The 26,946-nt window shown below is 59.3% G+C and carries 24 protein-coding genes and 3 pseudogenes; 12 read left to right on the plus strand and 15 right to left on the minus strand.

Annotated elements, in window-relative coordinates:
- Positions 1 to 5: 5 nt before the first annotated feature.
- The 7 genes and pseudogenes from ASD02_RS23905 to ASD02_RS23935 all read right to left on the minus strand — a co-directional run.
- Positions 6 to 1,106: pseudogene (locus tag ASD02_RS23905) on the minus strand (YcaO-like family protein); the annotation flags it as partial.
- A 118-nt stretch (positions 1,107 to 1,224) separates the two neighbouring features.
- Complete coding sequence (locus ASD02_RS23910; protein ID WP_057221196.1) at positions 1,225 to 4,296, minus strand: AAA family ATPase; 3,072 nt, start codon at positions 4,294 to 4,296, stop codon at positions 1,225 to 1,227.
- Positions 4,297 to 4,442: 146 nt separating this feature from the next.
- The gene (locus ASD02_RS23915) at positions 4,443 to 5,108 is read right to left on the minus strand and encodes a UxaA family hydrolase (RefSeq protein ID WP_244494274.1); all 666 of its coding nucleotides are present in this window, start codon (positions 5,106 to 5,108) and stop codon (positions 4,443 to 4,445) included.
- A 76-nt stretch (positions 5,109 to 5,184) separates the two neighbouring features.
- Positions 5,185 to 5,511: a GYD domain-containing protein gene (locus tag ASD02_RS23920; protein ID WP_057206885.1), complete on the minus strand. Its 327-nt coding sequence runs from the start codon at positions 5,509 to 5,511 to the stop codon at positions 5,185 to 5,187.
- 493 nt (positions 5,512 to 6,004) lie between these two features.
- Complete coding sequence (locus ASD02_RS23925; RefSeq protein WP_057221197.1) at positions 6,005 to 7,546, minus strand: SpoVR family protein; 1,542 nt, start codon at positions 7,544 to 7,546, stop codon at positions 6,005 to 6,007.
- Positions 7,547 to 7,558: 12 nt separating this feature from the next.
- Complete coding sequence (locus ASD02_RS23930) at positions 7,559 to 8,875, minus strand: YeaH/YhbH family protein (protein WP_057216613.1); 1,317 nt, start codon at positions 8,873 to 8,875, stop codon at positions 7,559 to 7,561.
- 25 nt (positions 8,876 to 8,900) lie between these two features.
- Positions 8,901 to 10,850 (minus strand): PrkA family serine protein kinase, encoded by a 1,950-nt coding sequence (locus ASD02_RS23935; RefSeq protein ID WP_057206879.1) that lies wholly within the window; start codon positions 10,848 to 10,850, stop codon positions 8,901 to 8,903.
- A gap of 369 nt (positions 10,851 to 11,219) precedes the next feature.
- Here ASD02_RS23935 and ASD02_RS37340 point away from each other — a divergent pair.
- Positions 11,220 to 11,330: pseudogene (locus ASD02_RS37340) on the plus strand (transposase domain-containing protein); the annotation flags it as partial.
- A gap of 155 nt (positions 11,331 to 11,485) precedes the next feature.
- Positions 11,486 to 12,367 carry an AraC family transcriptional regulator gene (locus tag ASD02_RS23945; protein WP_057221198.1) on the plus strand — a complete coding sequence of 294 codons (882 nt, stop codon included), beginning with the start codon at positions 11,486 to 11,488 and terminating at the stop codon, positions 12,365 to 12,367.
- Between the two features lie 338 nt (positions 12,368 to 12,705).
- Here the strand turns inward: ASD02_RS23945 and ASD02_RS23950 are convergent, their stop codons facing one another.
- The 3 genes from ASD02_RS23950 to ASD02_RS23960 all read right to left on the minus strand — a co-directional run bounded on the left by ASD02_RS23950 (position 12,706) and on the right by ASD02_RS23960 (position 15,182).
- Positions 12,706 to 13,257: an isochorismatase family protein gene (locus tag ASD02_RS23950; protein ID WP_082555611.1), complete on the minus strand. Its 552-nt coding sequence runs from the start codon at positions 13,255 to 13,257 to the stop codon at positions 12,706 to 12,708.
- A 146-nt stretch (positions 13,258 to 13,403) separates the two neighbouring features.
- Complete coding sequence (locus ASD02_RS23955; RefSeq protein WP_057221199.1) at positions 13,404 to 14,297, minus strand: LysR family transcriptional regulator; 894 nt, start codon at positions 14,295 to 14,297, stop codon at positions 13,404 to 13,406.
- 69 nt (positions 14,298 to 14,366) lie between these two features.
- The gene (locus ASD02_RS23960) at positions 14,367 to 15,182 is read right to left on the minus strand and encodes a glucose 1-dehydrogenase (protein ID WP_057221200.1); all 816 of its coding nucleotides are present in this window, start codon (positions 15,180 to 15,182) and stop codon (positions 14,367 to 14,369) included.
- Between the two features lie 264 nt (positions 15,183 to 15,446).
- On the opposite strand from ASD02_RS23960, the pseudogene ASD02_RS23965 reads away from it, so the two are divergent.
- From ASD02_RS23965 to ASD02_RS23970, 3 genes and pseudogenes are all read left to right on the plus strand, one after another.
- Positions 15,447 to 16,238, plus strand: a pseudogene (locus tag ASD02_RS23965) (serine hydrolase domain-containing protein); the annotation flags it as partial.
- Between the two features lie 98 nt (positions 16,239 to 16,336).
- Positions 16,337 to 16,531, plus strand: a complete 195-nt coding sequence (locus tag ASD02_RS40630; RefSeq protein WP_347376838.1) for a hypothetical protein — start codon at positions 16,337 to 16,339, stop codon at positions 16,529 to 16,531.
- A 1-nt stretch (position 16,532) separates the two neighbouring features.
- Entirely contained in the window at positions 16,533 to 17,360 is an 828-nt protein-coding gene (locus ASD02_RS23970) for an arylamine N-acetyltransferase (protein ID WP_057221201.1), read from the plus strand.
- 159 nt (positions 17,361 to 17,519) lie between these two features.
- On the opposite strand, the gene ASD02_RS23975 is transcribed toward ASD02_RS23970, so the two are convergent.
- Positions 17,520 to 18,515 carry a dienelactone hydrolase family protein gene (locus tag ASD02_RS23975; RefSeq protein WP_057206866.1) on the minus strand — a complete coding sequence of 332 codons (996 nt, stop codon included), beginning with the start codon at positions 18,513 to 18,515 and terminating at the stop codon, positions 17,520 to 17,522.
- 129 nt (positions 18,516 to 18,644) lie between these two features.
- On the opposite strand from ASD02_RS23975, the gene ASD02_RS23980 reads away from it, so the two are divergent.
- The 3 genes from ASD02_RS23980 (at position 18,645) to ASD02_RS23990 (ending at position 20,786) form a co-directional block, all read left to right on the plus strand.
- Positions 18,645 to 19,628, plus strand: a complete 984-nt coding sequence (locus ASD02_RS23980) for an AraC family transcriptional regulator (protein WP_057221202.1) — start codon at positions 18,645 to 18,647, stop codon at positions 19,626 to 19,628.
- A gap of 398 nt (positions 19,629 to 20,026) precedes the next feature.
- Positions 20,027 to 20,587, plus strand: a complete 561-nt coding sequence (locus ASD02_RS23985) for an NADPH-dependent FMN reductase (protein ID WP_057221203.1) — start codon at positions 20,027 to 20,029, stop codon at positions 20,585 to 20,587.
- 19 nt (positions 20,588 to 20,606) lie between these two features.
- Positions 20,607 to 20,786 carry a hypothetical protein gene (locus ASD02_RS23990; RefSeq protein WP_057221204.1) on the plus strand — a complete coding sequence of 60 codons (180 nt, stop codon included), beginning with the start codon at positions 20,607 to 20,609 and terminating at the stop codon, positions 20,784 to 20,786.
- 111 nt (positions 20,787 to 20,897) lie between these two features.
- Here ASD02_RS23990 and ASD02_RS23995 read toward each other — a convergent pair whose 3' ends face one another.
- Together ASD02_RS23995 and ASD02_RS38495 are read right to left on the minus strand one after the other, a co-directional pair.
- On the minus strand, positions 20,898 to 21,128 hold the full coding sequence (locus ASD02_RS23995) for a hypothetical protein (protein ID WP_057221205.1): 231 nt from the start codon (positions 21,126 to 21,128) through the stop codon (positions 20,898 to 20,900).
- Positions 21,125 to 21,454, minus strand: a complete 330-nt coding sequence (locus ASD02_RS38495; RefSeq protein ID WP_146160925.1) for a hypothetical protein — start codon at positions 21,452 to 21,454, stop codon at positions 21,125 to 21,127. The genes ASD02_RS23995 and ASD02_RS38495 overlap by 4 nt, the downstream gene beginning before the upstream one ends.
- Positions 21,455 to 21,623: 169 nt before the next feature.
- On the opposite strand from ASD02_RS38495, the gene ASD02_RS24005 reads away from it, so the two are divergent.
- From ASD02_RS24005 to ASD02_RS24015, 3 genes are all read left to right on the plus strand, one after another.
- Positions 21,624 to 22,481, plus strand: a complete 858-nt coding sequence (locus ASD02_RS24005; RefSeq protein ID WP_057221206.1) for a Ku protein — start codon at positions 21,624 to 21,626, stop codon at positions 22,479 to 22,481.
- A gap of 4 nt (positions 22,482 to 22,485) precedes the next feature.
- A complete protein-coding gene (locus ASD02_RS24010; protein WP_057221207.1) occupies positions 22,486 to 23,280 on the plus strand; it encodes a Ku protein in 795 nt (264 codons plus the stop codon).
- Positions 23,281 to 23,463: 183 nt separating this feature from the next.
- Positions 23,464 to 23,844, plus strand: coding sequence for a hypothetical protein (locus ASD02_RS24015; protein WP_057221208.1), 381 nt, complete (start codon positions 23,464 to 23,466; stop codon positions 23,842 to 23,844).
- 126 nt (positions 23,845 to 23,970) lie between these two features.
- Here ASD02_RS24015 and ASD02_RS24020 read toward each other — a convergent pair whose 3' ends face one another.
- Positions 23,971 to 24,969, minus strand: a complete 999-nt coding sequence (locus ASD02_RS24020; protein WP_057221209.1) for an ABC transporter permease — start codon at positions 24,967 to 24,969, stop codon at positions 23,971 to 23,973.
- A 37-nt stretch (positions 24,970 to 25,006) separates the two neighbouring features.
- Positions 25,007 to 25,804: an ATP-binding cassette domain-containing protein gene (locus ASD02_RS24025; RefSeq protein ID WP_057206850.1), complete on the minus strand. Its 798-nt coding sequence runs from the start codon at positions 25,802 to 25,804 to the stop codon at positions 25,007 to 25,009.
- Positions 25,805 to 25,936: 132 nt separating this feature from the next.
- Here ASD02_RS24025 and ASD02_RS24030 point away from each other — a divergent pair, with 132 nt between their 5' ends.
- Positions 25,937 to 26,917 carry an NAD(P)-dependent oxidoreductase gene (locus ASD02_RS24030; protein WP_057221210.1) on the plus strand — a complete coding sequence of 327 codons (981 nt, stop codon included), beginning with the start codon at positions 25,937 to 25,939 and terminating at the stop codon, positions 26,915 to 26,917.
- The last annotated feature ends 29 nt before the right edge of the window (positions 26,918 to 26,946 follow it).

A 26,946-nucleotide genomic window follows, 5' to 3' on the forward strand; every position in this document is an offset into this window, starting at 1 on the left:
AACACTCAACGCAAAATCGAAAAAGGAAGAGCTCCGGGAAGGATGGCCCTTATGCACTGAACTCCCGTTTCAGCGTCCGCTCCGACGGGCACTACCAATATAGGCCCCAGCCCGGCGGATGTGACCACGTCGACAAGCGATCCGAGATCGGAGATTTCGGGCGCTTCGATTGCCGAGGGTGGCGTCACGAATGCGCCACCAAGAATGAGCTGACGTGCCTTCTCAACGACAGCATCGGTGCTTCGTCTATAATGCGCCCGGGTTTGATCATCGCGTGCACCCGATATTGCCCCTGCGCGTGCTGACAAGGCTTCGAGCATTGCGCTTGACGCCGCCGCCTCGACGCTCGGCCCCGCCGCGTAGCCCTCAGTTGGAAGAGCAAGGATGGGCTCGCCCCGGCCCGTCTCGATCGTCTGGCACCAGACGACTGGAACTTTTGCCGGCGAATGGGCAAGCCAAAGGCCAATGGATATGCCGTGCTTGCCGGCGACGGACAGTATGTGATCAACGCTGTCACCCAGCCCGAATGGCGAAATTCGCATTCGATCGAAGAAGCCGTGGGTGGCGAAAGCGCGCGCGACGGCGTCGCGTTCGATGCATTCGAACAGTCCATGCAGAAACGCGCCGACGACGGTCATGTGACAGGCAAGACCCGTGGTCGTACGCGTGAACAAGCCATCGTGGGCGGGCGGCGGATCCGTGTAGCAGGTGTGAACAAGTTCCAGGGGAACCGGCTGCGTCCGACCTGTCGCCACATCGATGCCGGTGATCCACGGTATCGTCGTTTCCCGCCAGGTCCCCCGGCGGCCAGGCACCAGAAGATTTTCAAACAGGCCCCCGACGATCTTGAGCTCATCGGCCGTGGCGAGAAACACCCGCTCCGGCGGGATGGCTTCAGCGTAGAAGCGCTCCAGCGATTCCATGATCGCCCCCACTGCCGCGCTTGCCGTGGCAAGACCTCGCCCGAGCGAAGTGACTTCAGACAGGGCGGCGGGTCGAACGGTCTGCACCACCGGCAGCCCGATCCGGTCAAGCCCGGTCAGATCACCGAGGCGGGTTATGCGCGCGCGCCGACAGAGCGGCAGAATTGCACGCAGGCATCGATCGTCCACTTCGGGACCTGCGAGCTGCGACAGGGGTTTGCCGAGGTCGGCAATGATATGGCCGCGAAAGATTGCGAGCATCCCGCTAGGGTTTGACGAATCCGTGTTCCGGCCTGTCGGTTCAAAGCTCAACGACAACGCCAAGCTCCTGAATTGAATGCCTCGCCCGCCTCAGAAGCGCCGTTGCTCCCTGGCTCTCGGCAATTTCCACCGCCGAGCGCAGGTCGGCGACAATTGGTTCCGTGGTGGTGTTGCCCCGCGCATGAAGGACAGCGCGTCGTCGGTAAAGCTCGGCAAGCCAATAGGCATGACCGGTTTCCCTGGCCTTTTCGATCGCGTCATTCGTGACCTCGATCGCCGACACATATTTGTCCGCAAGCCCGAGCAGAGTGGCGTGCATGTAGAGATAAATCGGCAGATCTGCGACGGCGCCAAGGTTTTGCAAGAGCGACAGCCCCTCGCGAAACATCGTGTGCCCGCTCGTGAGGCTCTCGCCATGAGCGCGAGCCCACCCACCGAAGAGCAGCGACAGACCAGACAGCGACTGCATCTCATGGGTCTTCGCGAAGTTCGCCATTCTTTCGGAAATTTCGATGAGACGCCCATAGTCGTCCCGGTAAAAGGCGGACACCGCTTCCGTATCAAGTGAATGCGCCTTGCTCGGCACGTGGGATATCCGATCAACGAAAGCGACCATCTTCGTCAGAGCCGCGTTTGATGCTTTCGATTGTCCCGTCAGCCACAGCGAAAGTGCGAGTTGCCCGAGACCGCAAACCTTGGCGTCATGGCCGCCAAACAACATTCGGCTGGTTTTCGCCGACTGCTCATCGTAAAGGGCAAGGCCCGCCTTGACCGCATCCTGGGTTTCCCGATGATGGCCGAGGTTAAAATCGATCGCCCAGATGCAGTGGTTGACCTGGAGCTGTATTTCCTGGTCTTCGGCTTCCGCCAGCATGGCCTGCACCTGCCGTGCGCGATCTCGCATGACGCGAAAATCCGATCCAGTGAGCCACCAGCCCCAATAGATCGGAAACCACTTGGATTGATCTTCCATGGGCTGTCGGCGAGCGATGGCCACGCCATCTTCATAGAGCTTGCGTGCCGACGGCGCGTTCAGTCCCAGAAGGCCGGTCAGAATTGGACCGAGCGAAGTCAGCGCCGATAGCTGCAGGGGTTCGACCGCATGCCCTTGGCTCATTTGGTCGCAAACCGCCAAAGCGTGCTCCAGATAGTTGCGCGCCTCGACCATCGCCGACCGGCTCGAACTTTCCTTGCCCGCCGAAATGTACAGATCGATTGCGCTTTCCATGAACCCGGCCCGTTCCGCATGCTCGGCCAATGTTCCGGTGTCGATCCAGGGCGCCATTTGGCGATTTTGGCTGACAGCGCCGAACAGCCGGCGATGCAATGCCTGCCGCTGCCGTCGCAGCAGCCCGTTGTAGATCGTTTCCTGAATCAAAACGTGCCGGAAACCATAGGTCGTATGTCCCGGCGCCCTGATCCTCATCAAGAACCCCGTGTCGCACAGAGTATCAGCGGCCTTGGCCAAAGACTTCTTGCCAAAACCCGGCAGCAGCGCTCGAAGCAGCGATAGGGTAAACCAAGTGCCGGCAATTGCGCCCGCTCGCGCCACATCTCTGGCCGGGCCCAGGTGCTTGACGCGTGCATCGAGTATACCCTCGAATGCGGATACATGGGTGGGTCCAACGTTTTCCGATAGGCTCATCGTATCCGTCGCAACGTTCTGCGAAACCCATTGGCAGATTTCCTCGATGAAGAGCGGTACGCCGCCGGATATCCTCTCGGTGATGTCATAGAGTTCAGGAAGCATAGCCTGCCTGTGCTCCGGCCACCTTGCTTCTATGGCCAGTCGTGTTTCGTCACGATCAAGGGGGAGCAGCGTCAGACGCGTGGGGTTGGCTGCATCCAGCCAATCCGCCGCAAAACCGAGACGCGAGGTCACGACCAGGAGAATCGGAAGTTGGCGCGCAACTCGCGCGGCCTCCGCCAGCAGATCCTGGGAGGTCGGATCGATCCAATGAATGTCTTCGATGGCCAGGACGACCGGCCCATTTGCGCACAACGCCTCGAGTGCGCGAAACACTGCGCGCAGAGCTTTTTCCCGGATGGCTTTGGGACCGTTGTCGGCAAGCCGTTGATTTCGTCCCAGCGCACCCAGCAAGTATGCGAACGTTTCGATCGTTTCTGCGTCGCGTATGCCGTTACGTTCAAAAAGCGCTGCCACAGCGGAAGCCGTCAGCCCCCCCTGACCGTCCTGTCCTGACATGACGCCCATAAAGCTGTTCAACAGGGGATGCAGCGTCGAGCGATGCCCTCCGGGCAGGCACTGGAAGAAGAACAGCCCTGATCGCCGGTCGCGAGTCTTCTTGCGGATTTCGCGCAGAAGGCGCGACTTTCCGATGCCCGCGTCTCCCTCGATCAGGAGTACTTCGCCCCCCTCGGCGGGAATCCTTTCCCAACAGGCGGCGATCATGCTCAGCTCGCTTTCGCGACCAATGAACGGGCCGCCAAGGCTTCCGAACGCGTAGAACCTATCGACCTCGATCTTGTGCCCAAGTGCACGCCAAACCTTCTCCGGCACGGTAAAGCCCTTGAGCGTCTTGACGCCTTCGAACACGAAGGCATGCGACCTGCCGGCCAGGTTGCGCGTGTCCTCAGAAACAAGAACGCTGTCTGGTGCGGCGATCTCTTCCAGACGGGTGGCTATGGCCAGTGCCGCACTCGTAACCGGTTGCCCCTTCCCCTCGTCCGTCTCCTGGATCAGGGCGATGGATGTGGCAATCCCGACGCGAACGTGCAAGTCTTCGCGCCCAGCTTCCCGGCCGACGCGCGCGCAACCTTCGACGATCCCGAGGCCTGCGCGAATGGCGAGCGATGCCGCATCCTTCTCACCGACCTCGATAGGGAAGAGCGCCACGCCTCCATCTCCGGCCTCAAGTTGCATGACGCCGGAATGGGAGATTATCGCCTGTTTCGCCGCATTCTGAAACGCTGCGATCAGTTCCTGGTAATCCTCTATATCCAGCAGGGAAAGAAGCCTGGTCGACCCGACAAGATCATAACAGAGGGCGGTGATGATCCGCCGCTCGCCACCATACAGGGAGGCGCGCGCCTTGTGACGCGAAGCTTTCGTCGGTTGTCGTAGTCCGTTGACCCGACTTTCGCGCAGCATTCGCCACTCCTGCCGCTTCGCGTGTATGGACGCAAAATTCCCCTAAATAATTATAGCATAGGCGGGCGGTGTTAATAGGCGCAGAGAATTAGGGCAGGCTAATTTAGGTCAGACAACCGCTTTTAATTGCCAGTCCATGGGTGGGACTAGACCGGTAGACAAGCCGGGCCGATCGGCCCGAAGGACTTGTAGGTCAGGATAAACTCCTGATGCCCGAGCCCCTCGGACTTCGTCGGTTTGCCACTTGCTACATCCTTAAGGAGTGCGAGAATTTCTTGCCCGACATCGTCAAGGTTCGCCCTCCCCTCCAGAATCCGGCCCGCATCGACGTCCATGTCATCTTCGAGCCGACGATAGGTGTCCGGATTGGCGCAGATTTTGATCACGGGCGAGATCGCAGATCCCGAGACAGAGCCGCGCCCGGTGATGAAGAAGACGGCATGACACCCTGAGGCAATCATTTCGACGATCTCAGCATTGTCCGAAATGTTGGGAAAGCCGAAGCGCACCTCTCCGTCGGGCACCACGTCCATTAGATACAAGCCCCCATGCGGAGGGATATCGCCTGGTTTGATCAGGCCAACGATCGGTGACGCGCCGGACTTTGCATAAGCGCCCATCGACTTTTCCTCGATCGTCGTCAGGCCTCCGTCGGCATTGCCCGGCGCAAAGCTGCCATAGCCCAGCGTTGCATAGTAGCGTGCGGCCTTCGCGACAGCTGCGCGGAGTTCGTCGGCAAGCATGGGGGTAACCGCCCGATCTGCCATAATTTCCTCACAGCCGATCAACTCACCAGTCTCTTCGAAATGCATGTCGCGCCTGCGGCGGCGAAAGCACAGCCAGCCGAACCACGTTCTTCAACATGGATCGGAAGCCGTGGACCGGCACCTACGCTGCCGGTGGACGATACCGAATCGACTTTGCCTTTTCCAAAGCGTCCAGCGTATCCTCGACGCTGAGGAGGACAGTGGTCTCCATAGAGCTGAGCGCGCCGCCTGCACCGATCGCAAGCGCGACAGCCGCCATCGATACGTTATCAGGGGCCTCCCACAGATTCCAACCATCTCGCTCGCCGAAGGCGTACCAGAACCCATGGAGCTTTCCGCCGACGGACTCAATGTAGGTGCGTGCCGCCTCGCGACGATCCTCAGGGTTTTCGATCATGCGCGCCCAAGTCTCGGGCGTGTAGCTGAAGCGCGTGAGATACATGGCCATGGATTGCCTCCTCCCCCAGAACAACACAGTTAACGCTCAAGCTGGGGAGAACGCGAGTCATTTCCAACGTGCGGACTTCTCCTGGCGGTTGGTGTTAACTTCGCCGTTTTTGGCGCGCGGCGGAAAGTCCCCAATAACCCGTGCAACAATCCGCAAGAGTAAATCGTTCCCTGTGGCATAGGGCCGCGGCCGCTACAGCCCCGCGCGTCCTATTAGACGCGCAAAGGTCGCTGTGGCACTTTGAATTGCTGCATGTGGACAGCTCGCCGTTTGGGTCCGGCGTCGGCGCCTCACTTGTATCTCGAGGCGGATTTTTGTGACCGTCAAGCTCCGGCGCCCCTTCCTGGTGGGTGGGATGGCGGACAGCCTGTTCTTCAGGATCGCCCTTCTTGGGAGCTATAATTTTTCTTGGGCGTAATCAGTCACTTCAGCTTCAACAACAAGTACCGGCCGGTAGAGTGAAAGGTCCCACGCTGGCGCCGCTCGCTTGCGGTCACGTTCCTGTGGAAGAGCACTCAAACAGGACCTTACTGGTCGACGCATCGATGCCTGCCAGGCTCACTTCATATCCCCAAAGCCGGCTTATATGCGCGAGTGTCGCGTCCCGATTGCTTTCCTCCAGCAGAATGCCGTTCTTGATGACGTGCTTCAGTCGAAGCTGCCGATCTCCCAACAGATCGACATCGACCACTTGTATGTCCGGTCTATTGGCCACCGGGTCATAGTTCCGAGCGAGCCCGGCACGCACGGCAGCGTACCCCTGCTCGTTATGGATGGAAGTGACTTCACAAAATTTGTTGGTCGCGCGGTCAGAGAGACGAAACAGGCGGAATTTGCGGATCAGCGCCGGGCTCAGATATTGCAGAATGAAGGACTCGTCGCGGTGGTTCTCCCACGCGCCGATCAGCGTGCCCAATGGGTCACCGTTGCCGGATATGGTGGGAAACCAGTCCCGATCCTCTTGCGTCGGCATGGTGCAGATGCGTTCGATATCCTGCATCATAGCAAAGCCCAGCGCGTAAGGGTTGATACCCGAGAAGCGGGAATCGTCGAAGCCCGGCTGAAACACCACATTGGCGTGGCTTGCCAGCAACTCCAACATTGCGCCTTCACTGACCCTGCCCTGGTCGAACAGTCTATTGATAATGGAATAGTGGACGAAGGTCGCGCATCCTTCGTTCATCACCTTGGTCTGACTTTGCGGATAGAAGTATTGCGCGATAACGCGAACAATCCGCAAGATTTCCCGCTGCCAGGGCTCAAGGATCAGGCTGTGCTTCTCGAGGAAGTAGAGCAGATTCTCCTCGGGAAGGTTAAGCGCCTTCTTCCGTTCCGAAGCCTCGCGCTCCGCCTCCTCGATGCCGGATGTTCCGCTTGCCGTCGGCAGCGTCCGCCATAAATCGCTATAGGTCTGCTCTTCATATTCCAGGCGCTCCCGGGCCCGCGCCGTCTCCTTTTCCGATGAGAGCCGGGGGGGGCGGCGATAGTGGAATACGCCGTGATCCATCAGGGCATGCGCCGAATCGAGTATCTCCTCCACCGCACTGAGACCGTGCCGCTCCTCGCATTTGGCGATGTACTTCTTGGCGAAGTCCATGTAGCCGAGGATCGCGCCGGCATCCGTCCACTGGCGGAACAGATAGTTGTTCTTGAAGAAGTGATTGTGGCCGAAGGCCGCATGCGCGGTGACCAGCGCCTGCATCGGCATCGTGTTTTCTTCCATGAGATAGGTGATGCAGGGATTGGAGTTGATCACGAGTTCATAGGCCAACCCGCGATAGCCTTTTTGATAGAGTTGACTTTCAAAAACGAAGCGCTTGCCAAACGACCAGTGCTGATACATCAGCGGCATGCCGACGGACGAATAGGCGTCGAGCATCTGTTCAGAGGAGATGATCTCGATCTGGTTCGGATAGACGTCCAGTCCCATCTCGCCGATCGCAATCGCCTCGATCGCCTCATAGGCCCGCGAAAGCGTCGCGAAGTTCCATTCCGAACCGTCGAACAGCAGAGTGGAGGCTGGCCGTCTTGCCATTCGATCGTCCCCTCACCTGCGCAGTTGAACAGGTTGATGCCGGGCAAAGAGTTTGCGGAAGACGGGGTAGATGTCGGCGGGCATTGCAACGCGCGTCATCTGGAAATTGGGTACCGCGCTGTCGACCGTGCGGTAGGCGCGCCAGAGTGAGGTGCCGTTGTCCGTCGACCCGAATATTCCGCTTTCGCGCTCGTCTATGATCTCGACATAGGCGTAATACTGGCACAGACGCATGAGCGATTCCCGCAGAAGTTCGGCGCACCGCTCCGAGTCGCCGTTGGCATTGTCGCCGTCGGAGGCTTGGGCCGCATATATATTCCAGAGATTCGAGGGATAGCGCTCCTCGATGACCCGGAGCATTTCCTCAAGCGCCGTCGAAACGACCGTGCCGCCGCTCTGCTTGCTGAAAAAGAACGTCTCCTCGTCAACTTCCCGCGCCTCATCCGTGTGGCGGATGAATACGATGTCGATCCGCTCGTAACGACGCTTGAGAAACAGATGCAAGAGAACGAAGAAGCGCTTGGCAAGATCCTTCTCGCGCTCCCCCATCGAGGCGGAGACGTCCATCAGACAGAACATCACCGCACTGGCATTCGGCAAAGGCTGACGTTCGAAACGGTTGAACCGCACGTCGACGGGATCGACATAGGCGATACGCCGCCGCCGCCGTTCGAGCACTTCCAGTTCTTCGCGCAGATGCCAGAGCCTGTGGCGCTGCTGCGGGGGCGGTTGCTCCTCCCGTTCCAGTGCCGCGATCTCGTCGGCAAGCGCCTGCAACTCCCTCTCGCTCGGGCGACGCAGGGCCATGCGCCGCCCGAAGCTGTTGCGCATCGTTCGCCCGACATTGATATTGCTGGGCGTGCCCACCGTCGAGAAACCGACGCGATGGGACTTGTAGCTGACGGTTTCCCGCAGGTTCAGCTTCACCATGTCCGGAAGCTCCAGATCTTCGAAGAAAAGATCGAGCACTTCCTCGCGCGACAGCACGAAAAGAAAGTCGTCCGTGTTTTCGCCCCGTCCGGGGCCGCCGACCCCTCCACCGCCGCCTGATTCCGGCTTCCTAAGTCGGTCTCCGGGCGAGAAGGTCTCGTTTCCGGGCAGGACATAGTGCCGCTCGCCGCTGCCGCGCGAATGCTGGAAGCTGGGCTCGTCCGCACCACGCTTCGGGATCGGAACGCCGTGGGCGGCGTCCACATCGATGATCCTGTCCGACTTTACCTGATCCCTTATCGTGCGCTTCAATTCCTCATGGACCCGCTTTAAAAAGCGCTGCCTGTTGCCGAGACTCCTGTCCTTGGGGTTCAGCCGGCGATCGATGAAATTCGGCATGTGCCCATCCCCCGCTTACGCATCGTCAACCGGCCTTGTTGACGCGCATATACCAGTCGACGAGCCGCCGCACCTGACGCTCGGTGTAGCCGCGTTCGGTCATGCGTTCCACGAATTCAGCGTGCTGCTTCTCGGTCACGCTGTCCTTCTTCGAGCCGAAGCTGATGACCGGCAAAAGGTCCTCGACCTGGCCGAACATGCGCTTCTCGATCACTTCCCGGAGCTTTTCGTAGCTTGTCCAAGCGGGGTTGCGCCCGTTGTTTCTGGCGCGGGCGCGCAGGGTAAACTTTACGACTTCGTTGCGGAAATCCTTGGGGTTTGCGATCCCTGCAGGCTTTTCGATCTGCGACAGCTCGCCGTCGAGAACGTTGCGATTTAGGATCTGACCCGTATCAGGATCCTTGAAGTCCTGATCTTCGAGCCAGGCATCCGCGTAAGAGATATAGCGGTCGAACAGGTTCTGACCATATTCGCTATAGGATTCGAGATAAGCCTTCTGGATTTCGTGACCGATGAACTCGGCATAACGAGCGGCGAGCTCCGAGCGGATGAAATCGAGATAGTTCGCTTCAGTCTCCTTGGGAAACTGCTCCCGCCGGATGGCCTGTTCCAGGATATACATCAGATGAACCGGATCGGCCGCGACTTCCTTGGTGTCGTAGTTGAAGGTCTCCGACAGCACCTTGAAGGCAAAGCGGGTACTGACGCCGGTCATGCCCTCATCGACGCCCGCGGCATCGCGATATTCCTGCAGGGACTTCGCCTTGGGATCGGTATCCTTAAGGTTTTCGCCGTCATAGACCCGCATCTTCGTGTAGGACGGCGAGTTCTCGTGTAGAGCGAGGCGCGTCGCCACCGTGAAGCGGCTAAGGTTCTCCAGCACCTCGGGCGCACATGGGCTCTCGGACAACTCGCTCTCGCGAAGCAGCTTTTCATAGATCAGCCGTTCCTCCGTGACGCGCAGGCAATAGGGAACCTTGACGACCAGAATCCGGTCGAGAAAGGCCTCGTTGTTCTTGTTGTGCTTGAATTGCAGCCATTCGGACTCGTTGGAATGGGCAAGCACGACGCCCTGGTAGGGGAAGGCGCCGAAGTTCTCCGTGCCGTTGTAGCTTCCTTCCTGCGTGGCGGTCAGCAGCGGATGCAGAACCTTGATCGGCGCCTTGAACATTTCGACGAATTCGAGCAGCCCTTGCGTAGTCCTGTTGAGCCCGCCGCTATAGGAATAGGCGTCGGGATCGGCCTGGCTGAAATTCTCGAGCTGGCGGATATCGACCTTGCCGACGAGCGCGGAAATATCCTGGTTGTTCTCGTCGCCCGGTTCCGTCTTGGCGATGGCGATCTGGCGCAGCCGCGAGGGCGTGAGTTTGACGACGCTGAACTTCGAAATGTCGCCGCCGATTTCGTCCAGCCGCTTGGTTGCCCAAGGCGATACCAAGTCGGTGAGCCGCCTCTTGGCAATTCCGTATTTGTCTTCGAGCAGATCCCCCATGCGATCACGGTCGAACAGGCCGAGGGGCGACTCAAAGACGGGACTTATCTTACCGTCGATGGCCAGCGTGTAGATCGGCTGCTGCTCCATCAGCTTCTTGAGACGTTCGGCAAGCGACGACTTGCCGCCACCCACCGGCCCCAAGAGGTAAAGGATCTGCTTGCGTTCCTCGAGCCCCTGCGCGGCATATCGGAAATATCCGACGATCCGCTCGATCGTATCCTCCATTCCATAGAAGTCCGCAAAGGAGGGGTAGATCTTGATGGTGCGGTTGGCGAAGATACGGCCGAGGCGCTCGTCCGCGCTCGTGTCTATCAACTGCGGCTCGCCGATGGCAGCCACCATGCGCTCCGGCGCCGTGGCATACATGCTCCTGTCGTCGCGACAGGCGAGGAGATATTCCTGCAGACTTAACTTCTCTTGCACTCCGCTTGCGTAAGTCTGCGAAAAGAGGTCGAAAACATCGCCGTCATTGGCTCTCATGGAAGCCTCCTGCGGTCGCCCGAAGTCCTACGCTTCTGCTACGACCACTTCAATTTCAACGAAATTAGGCCCGGGTTTGTTCCCGAAATTGGCTGCCTTCACTACTTATCCATCTCACAGGCGCTGACGCCGAGCGAATCAAGGCGCTGCTTACTAACAATAGCATCGGCCAGCCATCTTCGCACCCTATCTGAACAGCGAGTCCACTGTCCAAAAGCATGAAACAACCGAACGGCCCATCAGGTTGATCGGAGTACGGGAAAAAGGGCCGCATTGATGATCAAAATCATAGGGGTCGCGCCGCCGAGCGGGCATTGCGCGGCTTGGCCGAAAGTCGCGGCTCTTTGCCGTCCCGATTGCGGGCCCTTCATGGCCACCTTGATCATGACTGCCAAGTTCAACGACATCGATCCGCAGGCTTGGCTGGCCGATGTGCTTGCTCACATCGCTGACATGCCAATCAGCAGGTTGGAGCATTAACCTCCGGGACGCCGACGGCGCTGACCGCTCAGGCGGATGGCTACCTCATAGGCCAACGTTGTTACCGAGCAGCCGAGCCTGATAATCCGCAAGATCGGTCGAGCGCACAGCACTTGTGTGGGGTTATTTGGTCGTGCCACGGTAAGGACAGGAAGATGACGACTACGCTTCGAAACTACCATGCACGGATGCAACGGGTCCTAGATCACATCGATCAGCATCTTGACTGCAATCTGGACCTGGATGAGTTGAGCCGCGTGGCCGCCTTCTCCAAGTATCATTTCCATCGGCAGTTCGCGGCGGCCTTTGGGCTGTCCGTGCATCGCTATATCCAACTCGTCCGCATGAAGCGAGCATCCTACAGGCTGGCCTACAGGGACGCAGACAGCGTGACCGAGATAGCGATGGATGCCGGCTACGAAGCTCCTGACGCCTTTGCTCGCGCATTTCGGCAACGGTTCACCCAGTCGCCTTCGCAGTTCAGGAAATCTCCCGATTGGGAACCATGGCTTGCCGCCCTCGGGCCTCTCAACCAAGCAAGGAGCAAGCTCATGCAAAGGACATTTGCAGCCAATGACGTCGAAATACGCGAGGTGTCTCCGACCTCTGTCGCGATCATGAAACATCAAGGTGATCCGGTAAGGATCGGCGACACGATCAAACGCTTTATAGCATGGCGCAAAGCCACTGGCCTGAATCCGAAGACCAGTCTGACTTTCAACATCTTCCATTCCGATCCGCGCGTGACGTCGGCGGACGAGTATCGGCTGGACCTTTGTGTCAGCACTGATCAGCCGATCAAGACGAACGGAGAGCAGATTGAAGCGGGCATAATCCCCGGCGGCCGTTGCGCCGTGTTGAAAGTCGTCGGCAATACTGATGATCTGGAGCCTGCCGCGCTTTACCTCTACCGCGATTGGCTGCCGGCCAGTGGCGAGGAAGCGAGGGATTTCCCCCTGTATTGCCAGCGCCTCACCTTCTTTCCGGAAGCACCTGAACATGCGGCGATGGCAGAGCTCTTCCTGCCCCTTAAATAGCGACCCTTAATGGCGGCTTGTCCGTTCCCGTCCAGAGCGGCGGACAAGCTGCTTCCCACCCAAATCCGCCGATCCGGCTCAACAGCGCGTTCGCTAAACGTGGGCATTCCATCAGGCGAGATCATAGCGGCCTTCGCCGGATGGCTACTGCTTGAGCTTTGCGGGACGGGTGCAGTCATGTCTCCGGCCTGTTTATGCGGCACGTTGTTACCGCCCGCCCTGATGTTGTCCGATTGATCCGATCCCTATCACGTTGACGCGCTGTTGGTGCGATAACGCCGCGGGCGCTTCTGTTCGTGCGCCCATTCCGCTAGACTGTCACTGACCCGCATCCCGCGTCACACGACTTGTACGCGCCCGCCGAACCCGGAACGGAACAAAGCTTCGTGCGCATCCTGATCCGGGTCATAGCAGCAGTCCCGGACTAGGTGCACGGCGTAGTCCGCATCACTGGCCCAGGAGACGCTTGAAAGAACAACACCGGTGGTGCTTATCCCAGCCATTACCAGCGTGCTTACGCCGCGCGTCCGAAGGTCGGCGTCAAGCGATGTGCCATAGAAGACGCTGGCTCGCGGACATGCATAGAAAAGGTCACCCCGTTCGACCGCAAGACCTTCGACGGGGTGACCAGTACGAAATCGTCCGGTCGGTAGATACGGTGAGATTTGGCGGTTTTCCGCCGGCGGTGCATGTTCATACCCTTCGCCTAGCGAAAAGTTGGGAAATAGCAACGGTCGACCAGTGGCGCGCCAGCGCCGGATCAGTGCGTTACACTGCCCCAACAACGGCGATGGTTGCTCCCCGAAAAGGATTGCGAACACGTCGACTTGATAGTGCATAATGACGAGGGCCGCTCTATCAATGTAGCTGCCCTGGAAATCGACCGCCATCACAACCCTCCAAAATCAAATTTGAGTTCGACCCCGGTATTCGTCAGCGCCAAGTGTAGCTTGAGCCGATGAACCTCTCGCAAACGAGAAGCGAGGCCATGTATTCATTTGCTCCACTGTCGCTGTCGCCCCGCCGCTGTCCATAGCTATGGCCTTGCAGGACTGAGCCGTGATCGAAGGCCGACGAACTCGGAGACAGCAAAGTCAATGAGTTTTCGGATACGAGGTATGCGGCGCATGTCGCTATGAACGCCGATCACGAGTGGCAATGTCGGTGGAGAGTTCCCTGTATCCACGGCAAGCAATCCCAGTCGATCGGCGGCCAGAAAGAACGGAAGCGTGGCAACCGCTACACCCGCTTCCACCGCACTCAGTTGTGAGCGTATCGAATTTGTCCGCAGGATCACCCTTGCGTCCGGAAGGATCTCCTTCAGCCACGTGGAGAGCGATACGCGTACGGGCGCCTCGGCGAGTTCGACGATGGAATGCGCCGTGCTATCCCCGGCTGCCGGCTTTCCGAAACGCTCGATGTAGTCGCGCGATGCGAACAACCCATAGCGAATCTCCGCCACCTTCCAGTCAACGATGTCCTTCTGGTCGAAGCCGCCAAACCGGAAGGCGATATCAGCGTCTCGCCGGGACAGGTTGAAGCGCCTGCTATCGTTGATGAGATTGATGGTGATGCCCGGATGGTCGGCGGCGAACTTCGCCAGAATGGGCGCGATGACATAGTCGCCCAGCCAGTCGAGGGTAGTCACGGTAACTGTTCCCTGCAGCCCTTCCTCCTGCGCCGCAAAGCGGCGCTCTACTGCCAGGGCACTCGCCTCCATCTGCTCGAGAATCGACAGGATGGACTGGCATGCGACAGTCGGCATCAGCCCGTTCGAATGCCTTTCGAAGAGCTTATGGCCGCATTTTGTCTCGAAGGCGTCAAGGCGACGACTGAGCGTCGGCTGCGTGGTGCCAAGGCTGCGGGCCGCCGCACTTAGGGAGCCGTGGCGGGCGAGCACCTGAACAAGACGCAGTTCTTCCCAGTCCATACGGCCATCTCCATCCCAAATTTGCGCCTGGACGCTACGACGGACCCGAAGCCGACGCCGCAAGATCCGTCAATCCACCGCCAGGCGAGGTGGCTGATCCCGGCGATAATTCATAGACAGCTTGGTGCCTGCCGTCATTCCCCCGTCGATGGGAAGCACCGCGCCGGTGATGTAACTTGCCTGCTCGGAACAAAGCCAGAGCACTGCCGCCGCAACCTCCTCGACCGTGCCAAGACGGCCCATCGGCGTCGAAAGGGCGGCTTGCTGCTGTACCTGTGCGCCTGCGGCTTCGAGATGATGGGTCAGGATCGGCCCTGGGGCGACGACGTTTATGCGGATCCCCTGATCGGCGTAGTCGAGCGCCGCAGCCTTCGTAAGGCCGATAATGCCGGCCTTTCCCGCGACATAGGCCGAAAGACCTGATGTCCCGTTCACCCCGGCAACCGAGGCCATGTTGGCGATCGCGCCACCGCCATTGTGTAACATGGCTGCGATCTGGTGGCGCATACCAATGAAGGTGCCACGAATATTGGTTCGCATGCTGCGATCGAATGCCTCGATATCGAGATCGGCAAGGGGCGCCGGCATCCCGCCGTCGGTCGCATTGTTAAAGGCAGCGTCCAGTCGTCCATACCGCTCAAGGGCGCTGTCCAGGGCGCGTTTCATCGCGCTCTCGTCACCGACATCCGCCTGGATCGCCAACGCCTCCCCGCCCCGCTCGCGGATCGAACCTGCGACTTCATCGATCGCCTGTTTCGAGCGGGCAAGCAGCACGACGGCCGCGCCTTCCTTCGCAAATGCCCTGACGGTGGCCGCGCCTATGCCCTTACTTGCGCCGGCGACCAGCGCGACCTTTCCGGAATATCTCTGTTCAAGTGCATTCATCGACCGACCTCCACGCTGAAACTGTGGTGGTTGTGTAGCCTACGCTTGCGACCGCGTCCTCCTGTAGCGGCGTATGCTTCCCATACGCAGGCAGGCAATCGACTCGTCCACGCCGAGCCGTTTCCATCGATGCGAGGCCCTGTCGGCAAAGACCGGCGCGCTGACGGGAGAAAATTAATGGGCGGACTGACGTCAACCGAACTGAAACGAACGCCGCTGCCGCAATTGCGGTCCGCGATTGATAAGGCGATCGACGACGCTTTGATGCAAGAGCGGATCGTCGGCACCGTCGTCCTGGTTTCCATCGACGGCAGCCTCACCTACCAGCGCGCCGCCGGCTTTGCCGATCGTGAGGCGGGGCGCCGGATGCAACTCGAGAGCATCTTCCTGCTCTCATCCGTCACAAAGCCGATCGTAACGGCCGCCGCCCTGGCATTGATCGACAAAGGCGTGATGCATCTCGACGATGCGGTATCGACATGGTTGCCCGACTTCTCGCCGCGCCTGCCGGACGGAAGTCTGCCGCGCGTTACCCTGCGCCATCTGCTGACGCACAGCGCCGGGCTCAGCTACGCCTTCATGGAACGAGGTGACGGCCCCTATCGGAGGCTCGCCATCAGCACCGGGCTCGACAACACCAATGACGATCTTTCCGACCTCATTCGGAAATTGAACGCCGCCCCGCTCGCCTATCGGCCCGGAGAGGGCTGGGGCTACTCGATGAGCCTCGACGTTCTCGGTGCCGTCATCGAGCGTGCGACGGAACGTACCCTTTCAGACGCGGTGGCGACGCTGGTGACCAGTCCGCTGCAGATGGAGGATACGGCATTCTCGGTTGTCGATCGCAGCCGGCTTGTTACACACTACGGCGACGGGACACCGCGACCACGGCGATTGGCGGATGACGATACCATTCCGTTCTTCGGCAATCCGGTCAGGTTCTCCCCCGTGCGAATTTTCAACACCCAAGCTTTTCCGTCAAGCGGCGCCGGCATGGCCGGCACGGCCGGCGACATCCTGCGCCTTCTCGAATGTCTCAGAACGGGTGGTACGCCCATCTTGAAACGCGAGACCGCCCGTTCAATGTTTGAAATGCAGGCGAAGACCGCAGGCGCAGCCGCCGACGGAGCTGGGAGTTCGGCTTTGGAGGCGCGATCCTTGCCTCTCCTGAAGACGCCGGAAGTCCCCAAAATCCGGGCACGCTGCAATGGGACGGAGCCTATGGGCACAAATGGTTCATCGATCCGGATCGACGCCTTTCCATCGTTGCGCTCACCAACACCGCGTTCGAAGGCATGATCGGCCGCTTTACGACCGACCTACGCGATGCACTATACCGGAGCCTTTGACATGCCGAGATCTGCTGTTCCCGTCGACCTCGACCAATACTTCGCGCGCATTGGCTACGGCGGGCCGCGCTCACCGGATCTTGCGAACCTTCGGGCGATTATTGCGCACCATGTCGCAACGATCCCCTTCGAAGCCATAGACGTCCTTCTGGGACACAGGATCGATCTGTCGCCCGCAGCCGTCGATGTCAAACTGATCGCGCGCCGGCGCGGCGGATACTGTTTCGAGCACAACGGACTGTTTCAAAGGGTCCTGTTATCGCTCGGCTACGTGGCAGAGCCGCTGATTGCCCGCGTCCTTTGGATGCGGGAAAGAACCGCTCCGCCGCCGGCCTGGTCGCATATGGCGCTCCGCGTCGTTATTGACGGAGTAGCCTATCTCGTCGACGTCGGCTTCGGCAGCTGCGTTCCAACGCTTCCCTTGCGCTTTGACGTCGCGGCGCCACAACCGACGACGCATGAGATGTTTCGTTTGACCGCCACACCGGAGGGCTTTTTGCTCAAGGTACTACTCGCCGCAAAGTGGTCACCGGTCTACGAGGTTTCGACGAGGATCTGCGCTGACGAAGAATACGATACCGCAAACGTCGGAGCGTCGACCCATCCGCACTCCCATTTCCGCCAGCAACTGCTTATGGCCTTGACGACGACAGAAGCACGAAACGTACTGCTCGGGAACAGGTTGACGATCCGCCATCGCAATGGACAGGTCGAACGTCGTTGGCTGGATGCAGTGGCAACCGAGGAGGCGCTGATTAATCTGTTCGGGCTGCCGTTTCAAAACGAATGGCGACGAATCTTGCCTCGGGCAACGAGCACACCCGCATGAGCCATTGTCACCAATTATCGCGAGGCTGGATGATGCCGCCGTTGGCGCCTGTCCGCAAAAATCACCTGGAGGGACTACAGCGCCGCGCGTCTTATTAGACGCGCAAAGGTCGCTGTAGCACTTTGAATGACTGCATCCGGCGCGTAGACGCGGCCCGAGCTAGAGATTTCGGCGGAAGAAGGCGACGACGGCTGCATTCAGGCGCACATGAAATTCTGCCCGATCGAAGCCGGGTGTATCGGTGCAGATTTCGTGCAACGCCGCCAGCTGGCTCTTTGTGCAAGGCGCGAGGAATGAGTAATGTCCGGCGCCAGGCTCGATATGAGATATTGGCGTGACCGGCAACCCGCCCTTCACGATTGCGAAGTCCGGCTCCGCTGGCACGATGTGATCCAGCTCCGCCGCCCAGAGTGCCACCGGCTTTTGCACTTCGCGCAGACCGTCAGGCAGGAACAGCGCCGGCATCGCCGGGGCGGCGACGAAGGCCGCCTTCAGCCGTTCATCGCGAACGACGTCCAGCGGCGCAGCGCCGAAGCTCCGGGCGATACTGTCTGCCCCGCCGAACTCGCGGCAGACCCATCTTTGCGGAAACGCCACACATTGGTCGATCAGACCGGAAAGCTCAGGTTTGCCACCCAGGGCGACGAGCGACGTGAAGCCGCCAATGGAGAACCCAAAAATGCCGACACGATCCGGATCGATTGCAGCACGCTGCGACCAGGTCTGCAGCATGCAGTCGATGATCAGCGATATATGCCGCGGCCGCTCGGTCAGCTGTCTGCGGGTGGCGTAGTGGCGCATGTCCGCATAGTTGTCGCCGGAATGCGAAAGGGCGACAACGACAAACCCGGCTTCGGCCAGCGCGAAGGCCGTATCGTGATGGCCGTAGGCGCTGCCACCCGTGCCGTGCGAGAGGACCACCAGGGGTAGTCGCTTGCCACTGACGGGACCGTCGGCGGCAACGGTCTGGGAATAATCGCCGAGTGCCTGCAACCGAGGCGCTTCGTTCGATGGATACCAGATCGCTGCATGGATAGGACGATCGAGAGGATCAGAAACTTCAACCTCCTGGAAGCCGACGCTCGCACAGGCGGCCGAAGATATGAGAAGTGTAACCTGAAGAAGAAGCAGGAAAAACGGTCTGAACGAGATCATGGACTTGGCCCGATTGAAATGACGCCGAGGACATTGACATGACGGTTGCGCAATAGAGACCAAGATCATGTTCGAGGTCGTCTCCGATCACGATCTGGTCAATAGTGGCCGCAAAACAGGACCGACTCGATGCTCTTCGTTCCGTTGCCGTTCGTCGCGGCGCTGCTGCTGCTCATTCTTTTGGTACAGATGAGCCTTCGTGAGCAGGCTGCCAGCCGGCATTTCCGGATATTGGTCCTGTTGCTTTGCGTTCTTGCGACGGTCATCGGCGTGCGCTGGGGCTATGGGATCGAACCTGTCTTGCCGGCCCAGGCCATTCTTGCCTCTGCCGTCGGCCCCATGGCCTGGGTCTGTTTCGCGACCTTCGTCGCCGAGCCGGGCAACACATCCTCCTATCGTTTCTGGCCGCACATTTTGCCGTCGCTGCTGGTGACACTCCTTGCCGTCGCCTCACCACAATGCCTCGATCTGACCCTCATCGCCATCTTCGCTTGTTATGCGGTCGCCCTTGGACGTCTCGCATCGGGGGGCTCGGACGCGCTCGACCTTGCGCGTTTCGACGATGCCCCTCTCGTTCATCGGTCGCTGCAGATCATGGCTGCGACGCTGTTGCTTGCGGTCATCGCGGACAGCTTGATCGCATTGGACCTGCGCGTGTTCGACGGTTCGTATGCCTCCACGATCGTCACCGTTGCGACGATCCCCCTCGTGCTTTTGCTCGGGGCCGGGGCTGCGATCGCATCCCGAGCTCCGATCCCGCGCGAGCCCGAAGCCGTGCAGCCGGCGCCGGCATCCGACGACGACACCCATATTGTTGCGCGCCTGGCGCAACTGATGCAGACGCAAGGGCTCTATCGCGACCATGAGCTCAACCTTAGCCGGCTGGCGCGCAGGGCAGGCATTCCCGCCCGTCACCTGTCGAAGGCCGTCAACATCGTTTGCGGCAAGAACCTCTCGCAGTATGTCAACGATTTCCGGATCGCGGAGGCCTGCCGGCTCCTCGAAAAAGCCGATATCGCCGTCACCACGATCGTCTACGACGTAGGCTTTCTGACGAAATCCAATTTCAATCGTGAATTCCGGCGCGTGACCGGCATGAACCCGACAGAGTGACGTTCATGCCGGATGGGTGGTCCTGTTCAAGTAGACAGCGCTAGCCGGGGCTTCCCCTGACCCCGCAAACAAGCTCGTCCGGTTGGGCATGTAACATCAAATTTTGCGATGGCCGGCCTTGCGCTTATGCGGGGCAGACCCGCCTGCATCCGAGCCGGAAAAAGGACCGTCAGCCTTGCTGCCGGAGGGATAGGATCGATGCGTCAACCGCATGAACTCGTGGCACGCGCGCCGCCACGACCAAAGACTGATCAAAGCGAAGTCGTCGGCCTGGACTCAGTAGACGATTGAATCTCAGTTCTTGAGTCGAATTGAACTACTTCCTCACCTATCGACTCGGGCGCAACTCGCTGGTGTGGACCGCTTGCCGGATAAGGATATTCCATTATCTTTTGAGCATGAAGATATTGGCGATTTCGGGCAGCACACGTCAGCTATCCACCAACACGGCCTTGTTAAGGGCTTTCCAAGCCTTGGCACCGGCCGATGTCGCAATCGATGTCTTTGACCGGATCGGTGAGTTGCCGGTCTTTTCTCCTGACCTTGAGGGCTCGAATACCCCAGAAAGCGTCATCCGGTTCATCGAAAAAATTTCCGCGAGTGATGGGCTGATCATTTCGAGCCCCGAATATGTTCGCAGCATTCCCGGTGGCCTCAAAAACGCGATCGACTGGCTTGTCTCCGGTGAGGCGGTGATCGGAAAACCAATAGCCCTCGCCCATGCTTCGCACCGAGGCGAGGACATGCTGGCGGTGCTGCGAACGGTACTTTCGACTGTAAGCTCGAATTTCTCCGAGAGGATTTTCTTTCGGTTTCCGGTGATGAAACAGGCGCCTGACGCAATCAGGGGAAGCCTCATGACTTCGACTAATCGTCCCGGGGCGGAGAAATTCCTCAAGGACTTTGCAGCGTTCTGCCGGAGCCAGAAACGCGAGATTCCAGACGCCATTGATATTTGAACGGTGGCAGCGCCCGTAAATGATCTGGATACAGGCCAAAGACACCGAACGAGCCGTAAAACTCCACGAAACGGCGCCGGAATTCGATGCGGGATCGGCGCCAATTGGCGAGTTCCATCAAGCGCTGGTCGAGCGGCAATCGATGAAAAAAGTTCCCGCCGCTACAGCGGTGATGCTAAAAAAGAGAACAAGCAGATAAAGCAGCGGTCTGAGAAAGTCTGGCATGCGTGCGTGAACGGGGAGCAGGTACTCGGAGGCATTTCTCGCAGCTATACGTCACATTGGGCCCGAAAACATAGATTTGAGCGCGTTAATGGGACACCTCACTGGTGCTGCCCGCTCTCGCTCTGATCACAGCGGCGAGCGCTGCACGGCGCCATTCCGGCAGCTTCAATATGAAGGTGTCCATGTCCCGTCCGAAGTTTGACCAGGCCTTGTCGCCCGCTTGTCCGGGATCGATCACGCCGGCCGCCTCGAGGTCGGACCGCTCCATGTTCACACGCGCAAGTGAAATCTGCAGCAGATCTGTGCCGGTGATCATCGCCCTACTCCCTGTTGACGAACGTTGAGCGTTCCATGGCTGGCTTGCTGCGGCGCCTGGTGCGGCTCGGCCGCTTCCTCTTCCTCGACCAGCTTGTGATAACAAGCCTCGATATCATGGGCGATTCCGTCGGCGTCGTAGAGGTAGCCGTCCGTTCCGCCGTCGGTCTCGATGATCTCGGCAAGGGAGTTCATCACCGCGCGGCCGAGGCGCTGCAGAGCGTCGCGATGTCGATCGGCGCCGCCACTTTCAAAGGCGCGATTGGCTTCGTCGAGGGCCCGGTGCATAGCCTCAAATGACCCGTCGATATGGAGCTTCGTGTTCATAGCACCGCCTCCCTCACTCCTGGACTGTGCAACAGACTCCCAAACGCAATACTCGTGGATAGGTTCATCCTACTATCGACAGCCCACTAAACGCCACAATTGATTCGCGTCTTAGCCGGAACAAACGTAATCTGCCTCCGTTGAATCCGGGCTACCGGGAGAAATCGATATGGCCGGACGTGCTCTTTGGAAGGGCTTTTTGAAGTTTGCCGAGATCAGTTGCCCCGTGGCGCTTCACAGCGCTGCGTCGACTTCCGAGCGCGTGAGCTTCAACACCTTGAACCGAAAAACCGGAAATCGCGTGAAGCGGGAGTATGTCGATATCGACACATGGAAGGTGGTCGAGCGCGAAGATCAGATCAAAGGCTATGAGGTCGATGACGGCCGCTACGTGCTGTTTGAACCCGAGGAACTGGCCGCGGCGGTTCCTCCAAGCGACAAGACCTTGCGCATACAATCCTATGTGCCGTTCGGCGAAATCGATGATCTCTATTTCGACAAACCCTATTACCTGCTCCCCGATCGGCTGGGCGAAGAGACCTTCGTCCTGATCCGGGATGCAATGCGTGAGTCCAAGGTCGGCGCCCTCGCCCAAGCTGTGCTTTTCCGCCGGCTGCGGACAGTTCTCATTCGCGCCCACGGTGACGGGCTCATCGCCACCACCCTCAATTTCGACTATCAGGTTCGCTCCGCCAAGGAAGCGTTCGCCGACATTCCGAACCTCAAGATCGAAGGTGAAATGCTTGACCTTGCAAAGCACATCATCAAGACCAAGGCCGGCCTGTTCGATCCGCGGACCTTCGACGATAGATACGACGCGGCGCTTGCTGAACTCGTGAAGGCGAAGATGGAAGGCCGGACGGTCAAGGCGAAGAAACAGCCGAAGGTCGGGCCGTCGACGAACCTGATGGAGGCGCTGCGCATGAGCGCCGGTTTCGGATCGGCGCGCGCATCGAAGCCCCGCACTGCAGCAGCTGCGCGAGCCGTCCCGACGCCACGGCCGGCAGCGCGCAAGAAGGCAGGCTAAAGTCATGGCCGCCGTCAAACCTTACTGGAAAGGTTACCTCAAGCTTTCACTGGTCACCTGCCCCGTCGCCCTGTCGCCGGCCACCAGCGACACCGAGAAGATCCGGTTTCACACCATGAACCGCGCCACCGGCAACCGCGTGGCTTCACGATACGTCGACGGCGTGACCGGCAAGGAAGTCAATACAGAAGACCAGGTGAAGGGCTACGAGCGCGGCGAAGGCGATTACATCATTCTCGAGGAAGAAGAACTCGATGCGGTGGCGCTCGAAAGCGTCCGGACGATTGAGATCGACATGTTCACGCCGCGCGATTCCATCGAATGGATCTGGCTCGAGAAGCCGCACTACCTGGTGCCGAACGACAAGGTTGGTGAAGATGCGTTCGCCGTGATCCGCGACGCCATGCGCGCAGAGAACGTCGTTGGGATTTCCCGTCTCGTCTTCGGCCAGAGAGAGCGCGCGGTGATGCTTGAGCCGCGCGGCGAAGGCATCGTTCTATGGACGTTGCGCTATGGTGACGAGGTGAGACCTGAAGAAGAGTATTTCTCGAACATCAAGGCAAAGCCCGAGGGCGGCCTTGCTCCGCTCATGAAGCAATTGATCAAGCAGCAAACGAAAAAGTGGGCGCCGATCACCGACCCCATTCAGGATCGCATGCTCGAACTGATCGCCGAGAAGAAGAAGACGTTGAAGCCGAAGGCCAAGCGCAGGGCTACACCGGCGAAAGACAACGTCGTCGATATCATGTCAGCGCTTCGCGACAGCTTAGAACGAGAGAAGAGCGGCAAAGCCCGGTAGCCCCTCCCCCAAGGCTTTCTTCCCCTGAGGGATCCCGAACTCTGAGAGTTGCGCCATGAGAAATCCGACGCACAATCGTGCCGCTTTGAGATAGACCGGCATGACCACGCATGCCGCTTTACGGCATTGAGATCATGACTACTGCATGTTTCCTTAAATCCCATTCGATCTAAGGATAGAAACATGCAGCAATTCAAAACGCTACAGCGATCTTTGCGCGCCGTTGATGCGTCGGCTAAAAGTCATGTTGCTACTTTCATTTTCGTGGTGGACAATCTTCTCGGCCGACAGACCGAGGAGCGGATAATGAATTTCGAGAAGGTCGGGCGAACCCGAATGATGATGCGGCTGCCACGACACCGGAAACAGATTTCCGATGCCAACTTCCTTGCGATCAACGATCTGCTCGAAGCTTACGGCGTCGCCGCCATGAAGCGTGATGAGTTACGGGAGCAACTGATGCCAGATCCCACGGTGAGGGAGGAGTATGAGGATCTCTGTCAGAAGCTAGAGGACGACATCATCAAGATGTTGGCAGGTGTAAGCCCGCGCATGGTGCGTTAGCCCATTGGGCGAGCTACCTGTGCACTCGCCGCCATCCTTCTCATCTCGTTCCATCTCGGCCGCGCCGGCGTAGATTCCAACTTGCAGAACAATTCATCGAGCGGTTTGGGCGACGAAATCTCGCAGCTACTCGGTCTGCCGGAAATTGCGGATGCGGTCGAAGAGTACTGCAAGGATGGTCGCGCCGCCAATGAACGTTCCCTGCCAGAACGCGTTGATGCCGAGCAGCCCGAGGCTATTGCGGATTACCTCGATGAGCGCCGCACCGACCAGTGCGCCTAAGGCCGTGCCAACGCCGCCGGCCAGGTTGGCGCCGCCAATCACCGCCGCTGCGATGACCTGAAGTTCCATGCCAGCGCCGATATTCGTTGTTACCGCTCCGAGCCAGCCAGTCTGGATGATGCCGGCGACACCGGCGGAGAGGGCAGAAATCATATACACACCGACCTTGATCGGACGCACAGGTATACCGGTAGCAGTCGCGGCGTGCTCGTTGCCGCCGATGGCGTAGATATAGCGGCCCAGCCTCGTCCATCGCAGAACGAAACCCGTCAGCAGCGTCAGCACAATCATGTAGATCACCGGGTTGGCGATGCCGAACAGCCAGGCCCCCCCGCCAAGAGCGAGCAGTTTGTCGTGGTCCGGTCCGAACTGGAAAACAACCGTGTTGTTGGACGCTACCATCGCCAGGCTTCGTGCGATCGAAAGCATGCCGAGTGTCACCACAAAAGGAGGAAATCCGACATAGGCGATGAGCACACCGTTGAACGCGCCGATGAAAAGCGCCGTTGCCACCGAGGCGACAATCCCGACTTCGATGCTATAGCCGGAATGCATGACGACCGCCAAGACCATGCTGCATAGGCAAAGCACCGACCCAACCGACAAGTCGATCCCGCCGGTGATGATAACCAGCGTCATGCCGAGGGCAATGATAGCGACGAAGGTGGCGTTGCGGGTGATGTTGTAGAGGTTCTTCGCTGTGGCAAACGAATCCGTTGCGAAGGAAAGGAAGATGCATGCCAGAACGACAGCGACGAACACCCAGAACGTCTGGTTGGCGAGGATCGCAGCGCCCAACGTGCGTTGTTTGTGAGCGATCGTCTGGTCGAGCATTGTTGCCATTTTCTTACGCATTCCTCCGATGCGGCACCTGCAGCGCTCATCCTCTTTCGATGGCGCCCGTAATCAATCCTGTCACTTCTTCAGGCGACGTCTGCGCAATAGGCTTGTCGGCGACCTTTCGGCCGCGCCGCATGACGATGACGCGATCTGCGACATCAAAAACATCCGGCATACGATGGCTGATGAGCACGACCGCGATGCCGCGATCGCGCAACCCACGAATCAGATGCAGCACCTCGGCGACCTGGCGCACCGAAATGGCCGCCGTCGGCTCGTCCATAAGGACGATCTTTGCCTCGGAGATCATCGTTCGCGCGATCGCGACCGCTTGCCGCTGCCCTCCGGACATTTGCCTGACGAGATCGCGGGGGCGAGTTTCGGATCGAAGCTCGCTAAAGATCTCTCCCGCGCGACGGTACATTGCCTTGTAGTCAAGGACCCGCAGCGGGCCAAAGCCGCGCCTGAGTTCGCGTCCAAGGAACACATTTGCCGCCGCCGAGAGATTATTGCACAGCGCCAGGTCCTGATGAACGATCTCGATGCCGTGCTGTCTTGCCTCTATCGGTCGATGCAGAACGATCTCGTTGCCGTCGAGCCGTATCGTTCCCTGGCTCGGGCGATGATTGCCGGCAATCATTTTGACCAGCGTCGACTTGCCGGCGCCGTTATCTCCCATGAGACCGACAACCTGGCCTGCTTCCAGCGAGAGCGAAACGTCGTTGACCGCCTGAATGGCGCCGAAATGCTTGGAAATGTTGGTGATCTCGAGTGTCGCCACCAGTCGTCTCGCCTCCCGAAGCGCGCCGGCACGCCAACGGGCGCGATCGTTCCTCAGTCTTCACCCAGCGGTCTACATCTTTATTTACGCAAATCCTTATGAAGGCGTCAATGACGTCCTATGCCTAGAAACTGTTTTGTATGACAAATACACGTTGCCCTGTATATTAGCCATCAGTGGGAGACAAAAATGCTTATCCTTGTCACCGGTGCAACGGGCAAGGTCGGGCGGAACCTCATCGCGGGGCTGCTTGACCAACCGCGTTTTTCGCAGGCGGAGATCCGTGCGCTCTGCCACAATCGCCTGCTCGAGCCGTGCGATCGAATCGACATGGTGCGTGGGACGATCGCCGACCGCGACGTCGCAGATGCGGCAATGAAAAGCGTCACCCATGTGGTGCACCTCGCCACCTGCAAGGAAACGCCAGACGCGGTCATGGACATCACGGTTAAAGGATTGTTCTGGCTACTCGAGGCCTTCCGGGTCAGCCCTTCCGCACGCCAGTTTATCCTCGTCGGTGGGGACGCGTCGGTCGGCCATTTCTTTTATCGCCACGATGGTCCCGTGACTGAGAAGACGCCGCACCGCGCTTATCCCGGTTGCTACGCGCTATCGAAGGTCATCGAGGAAGTGATGCTCGATCAGTACGCAATTCAATACGGCACGAACGGTTGCTGCCTTCGCGCGCCGTGGATCATGGAGAAGGACGACTTCAAACAGACGTTGTCGTTCGGCGACGATGTGTTTGGCGGGCCAGACTGGAAGACCTTCTTTGCGCCTGCAGAAGCAAGGCGATACGCCGAGGCCGGAACCGTGCCGCTCCTTCGCGACGCAGATGGCCGGCCGCTCAAACGCAATTTCGTACACGTCAGCGACCTGGTCTCGGCGATCCTGGCAGCGATCGACAATCCCCGCGCCGCACGGCAGTTGTTCAACGTCTCCATGGACCGTCCAGTCGACTATGGCGAAGTCGCAGGCTACCTCGCACGTACGCGCGGCCTCGGCTCGGTTGACGTCCCCAGCGGCTTCCACTCGAACTGGATGGATAACAGCAAGGCCAAATACCTTCTGGATTGGCGCCCTGACTACGATCTCGAAAAGCTTATCGACTCGGCCTGGCAATACGAGCGTCAGTCGAACGATCCTCGTGTCGTCTTTTATCCGGGTTGATTTGTGCCGCGGACAGACAACGTCCGCTT

This window comes from Ensifer sp. Root1252, assembly GCF_001425885.1.
Taxonomy (GTDB): Bacteria; Pseudomonadota; Alphaproteobacteria; order Rhizobiales; family Rhizobiaceae; genus Ensifer; species Ensifer canadensis.

Coding starts and splice junctions, on each gene's coding strand:
- ASD02_RS23910 (WP_057221196.1), bottom strand. CDS start 4,296: ATGCTGCGCGAAAGTCGGGTCAACGGACTACGACAACCGACGAAAGCT.
- ASD02_RS23915 (WP_244494274.1), bottom strand. CDS start 5,108: ATGCATTTCGAAGAGACTGGTGAGTTGATCGGCTGTGAGGAAATTATG.
- ASD02_RS23920 (WP_057206885.1), bottom strand. CDS start 5,511: ATGGCCATGTATCTCACGCGCTTCAGCTACACGCCCGAGACTTGGGCG.
- ASD02_RS23925 (WP_057221197.1), bottom strand. CDS start 7,546: ATGGCAAGACGGCCAGCCTCCACTCTGCTGTTCGACGGTTCGGAATGG.
- ASD02_RS23930 (WP_057216613.1), bottom strand. CDS start 8,875: ATGCCGAATTTCATCGATCGCCGGCTGAACCCCAAGGACAGGAGTCTC.
- ASD02_RS23935 (WP_057206879.1), bottom strand. CDS start 10,850: ATGAGAGCCAATGACGGCGATGTTTTCGACCTCTTTTCGCAGACTTAC.
- ASD02_RS23945 (WP_057221198.1), top strand. CDS start 11,486: ATGACGACTACGCTTCGAAACTACCATGCACGGATGCAACGGGTCCTA.
- ASD02_RS23950 (WP_082555611.1), bottom strand. CDS start 13,257: ATGGCGGTCGATTTCCAGGGCAGCTACATTGATAGAGCGGCCCTCGTC.
- ASD02_RS23955 (WP_057221199.1), bottom strand. CDS start 14,297: ATGGACTGGGAAGAACTGCGTCTTGTTCAGGTGCTCGCCCGCCACGGC.
- ASD02_RS23960 (WP_057221200.1), bottom strand. CDS start 15,182: ATGAATGCACTTGAACAGAGATATTCCGGAAAGGTCGCGCTGGTCGCC.
- ASD02_RS23970 (WP_057221201.1), top strand. CDS start 16,533: ATGCCGAGATCTGCTGTTCCCGTCGACCTCGACCAATACTTCGCGCGC.
- ASD02_RS23975 (WP_057206866.1), bottom strand. CDS start 18,515: ATGATCTCGTTCAGACCGTTTTTCCTGCTTCTTCTTCAGGTTACACTT.
- ASD02_RS23980 (WP_057221202.1), top strand. CDS start 18,645: ATGCTCTTCGTTCCGTTGCCGTTCGTCGCGGCGCTGCTGCTGCTCATT.
- ASD02_RS23985 (WP_057221203.1), top strand. CDS start 20,027: ATGAAGATATTGGCGATTTCGGGCAGCACACGTCAGCTATCCACCAAC.
- ASD02_RS23990 (WP_057221204.1), top strand. CDS start 20,607: ATGATCTGGATACAGGCCAAAGACACCGAACGAGCCGTAAAACTCCAC.
- ASD02_RS23995 (WP_057221205.1), bottom strand. CDS start 21,128: ATGATCACCGGCACAGATCTGCTGCAGATTTCACTTGCGCGTGTGAAC.
- ASD02_RS38495 (WP_146160925.1), bottom strand. CDS start 21,454: ATGAACACGAAGCTCCATATCGACGGGTCATTTGAGGCTATGCACCGG.
- ASD02_RS24005 (WP_057221206.1), top strand. CDS start 21,624: ATGGCCGGACGTGCTCTTTGGAAGGGCTTTTTGAAGTTTGCCGAGATC.
- ASD02_RS24010 (WP_057221207.1), top strand. CDS start 22,486: ATGGCCGCCGTCAAACCTTACTGGAAAGGTTACCTCAAGCTTTCACTG.
- ASD02_RS24015 (WP_057221208.1), top strand. CDS start 23,464: ATGCAGCAATTCAAAACGCTACAGCGATCTTTGCGCGCCGTTGATGCG.
- ASD02_RS24020 (WP_057221209.1), bottom strand. CDS start 24,969: ATGGCAACAATGCTCGACCAGACGATCGCTCACAAACAACGCACGTTG.
- ASD02_RS24030 (WP_057221210.1), top strand. CDS start 25,937: ATGCTTATCCTTGTCACCGGTGCAACGGGCAAGGTCGGGCGGAACCTC.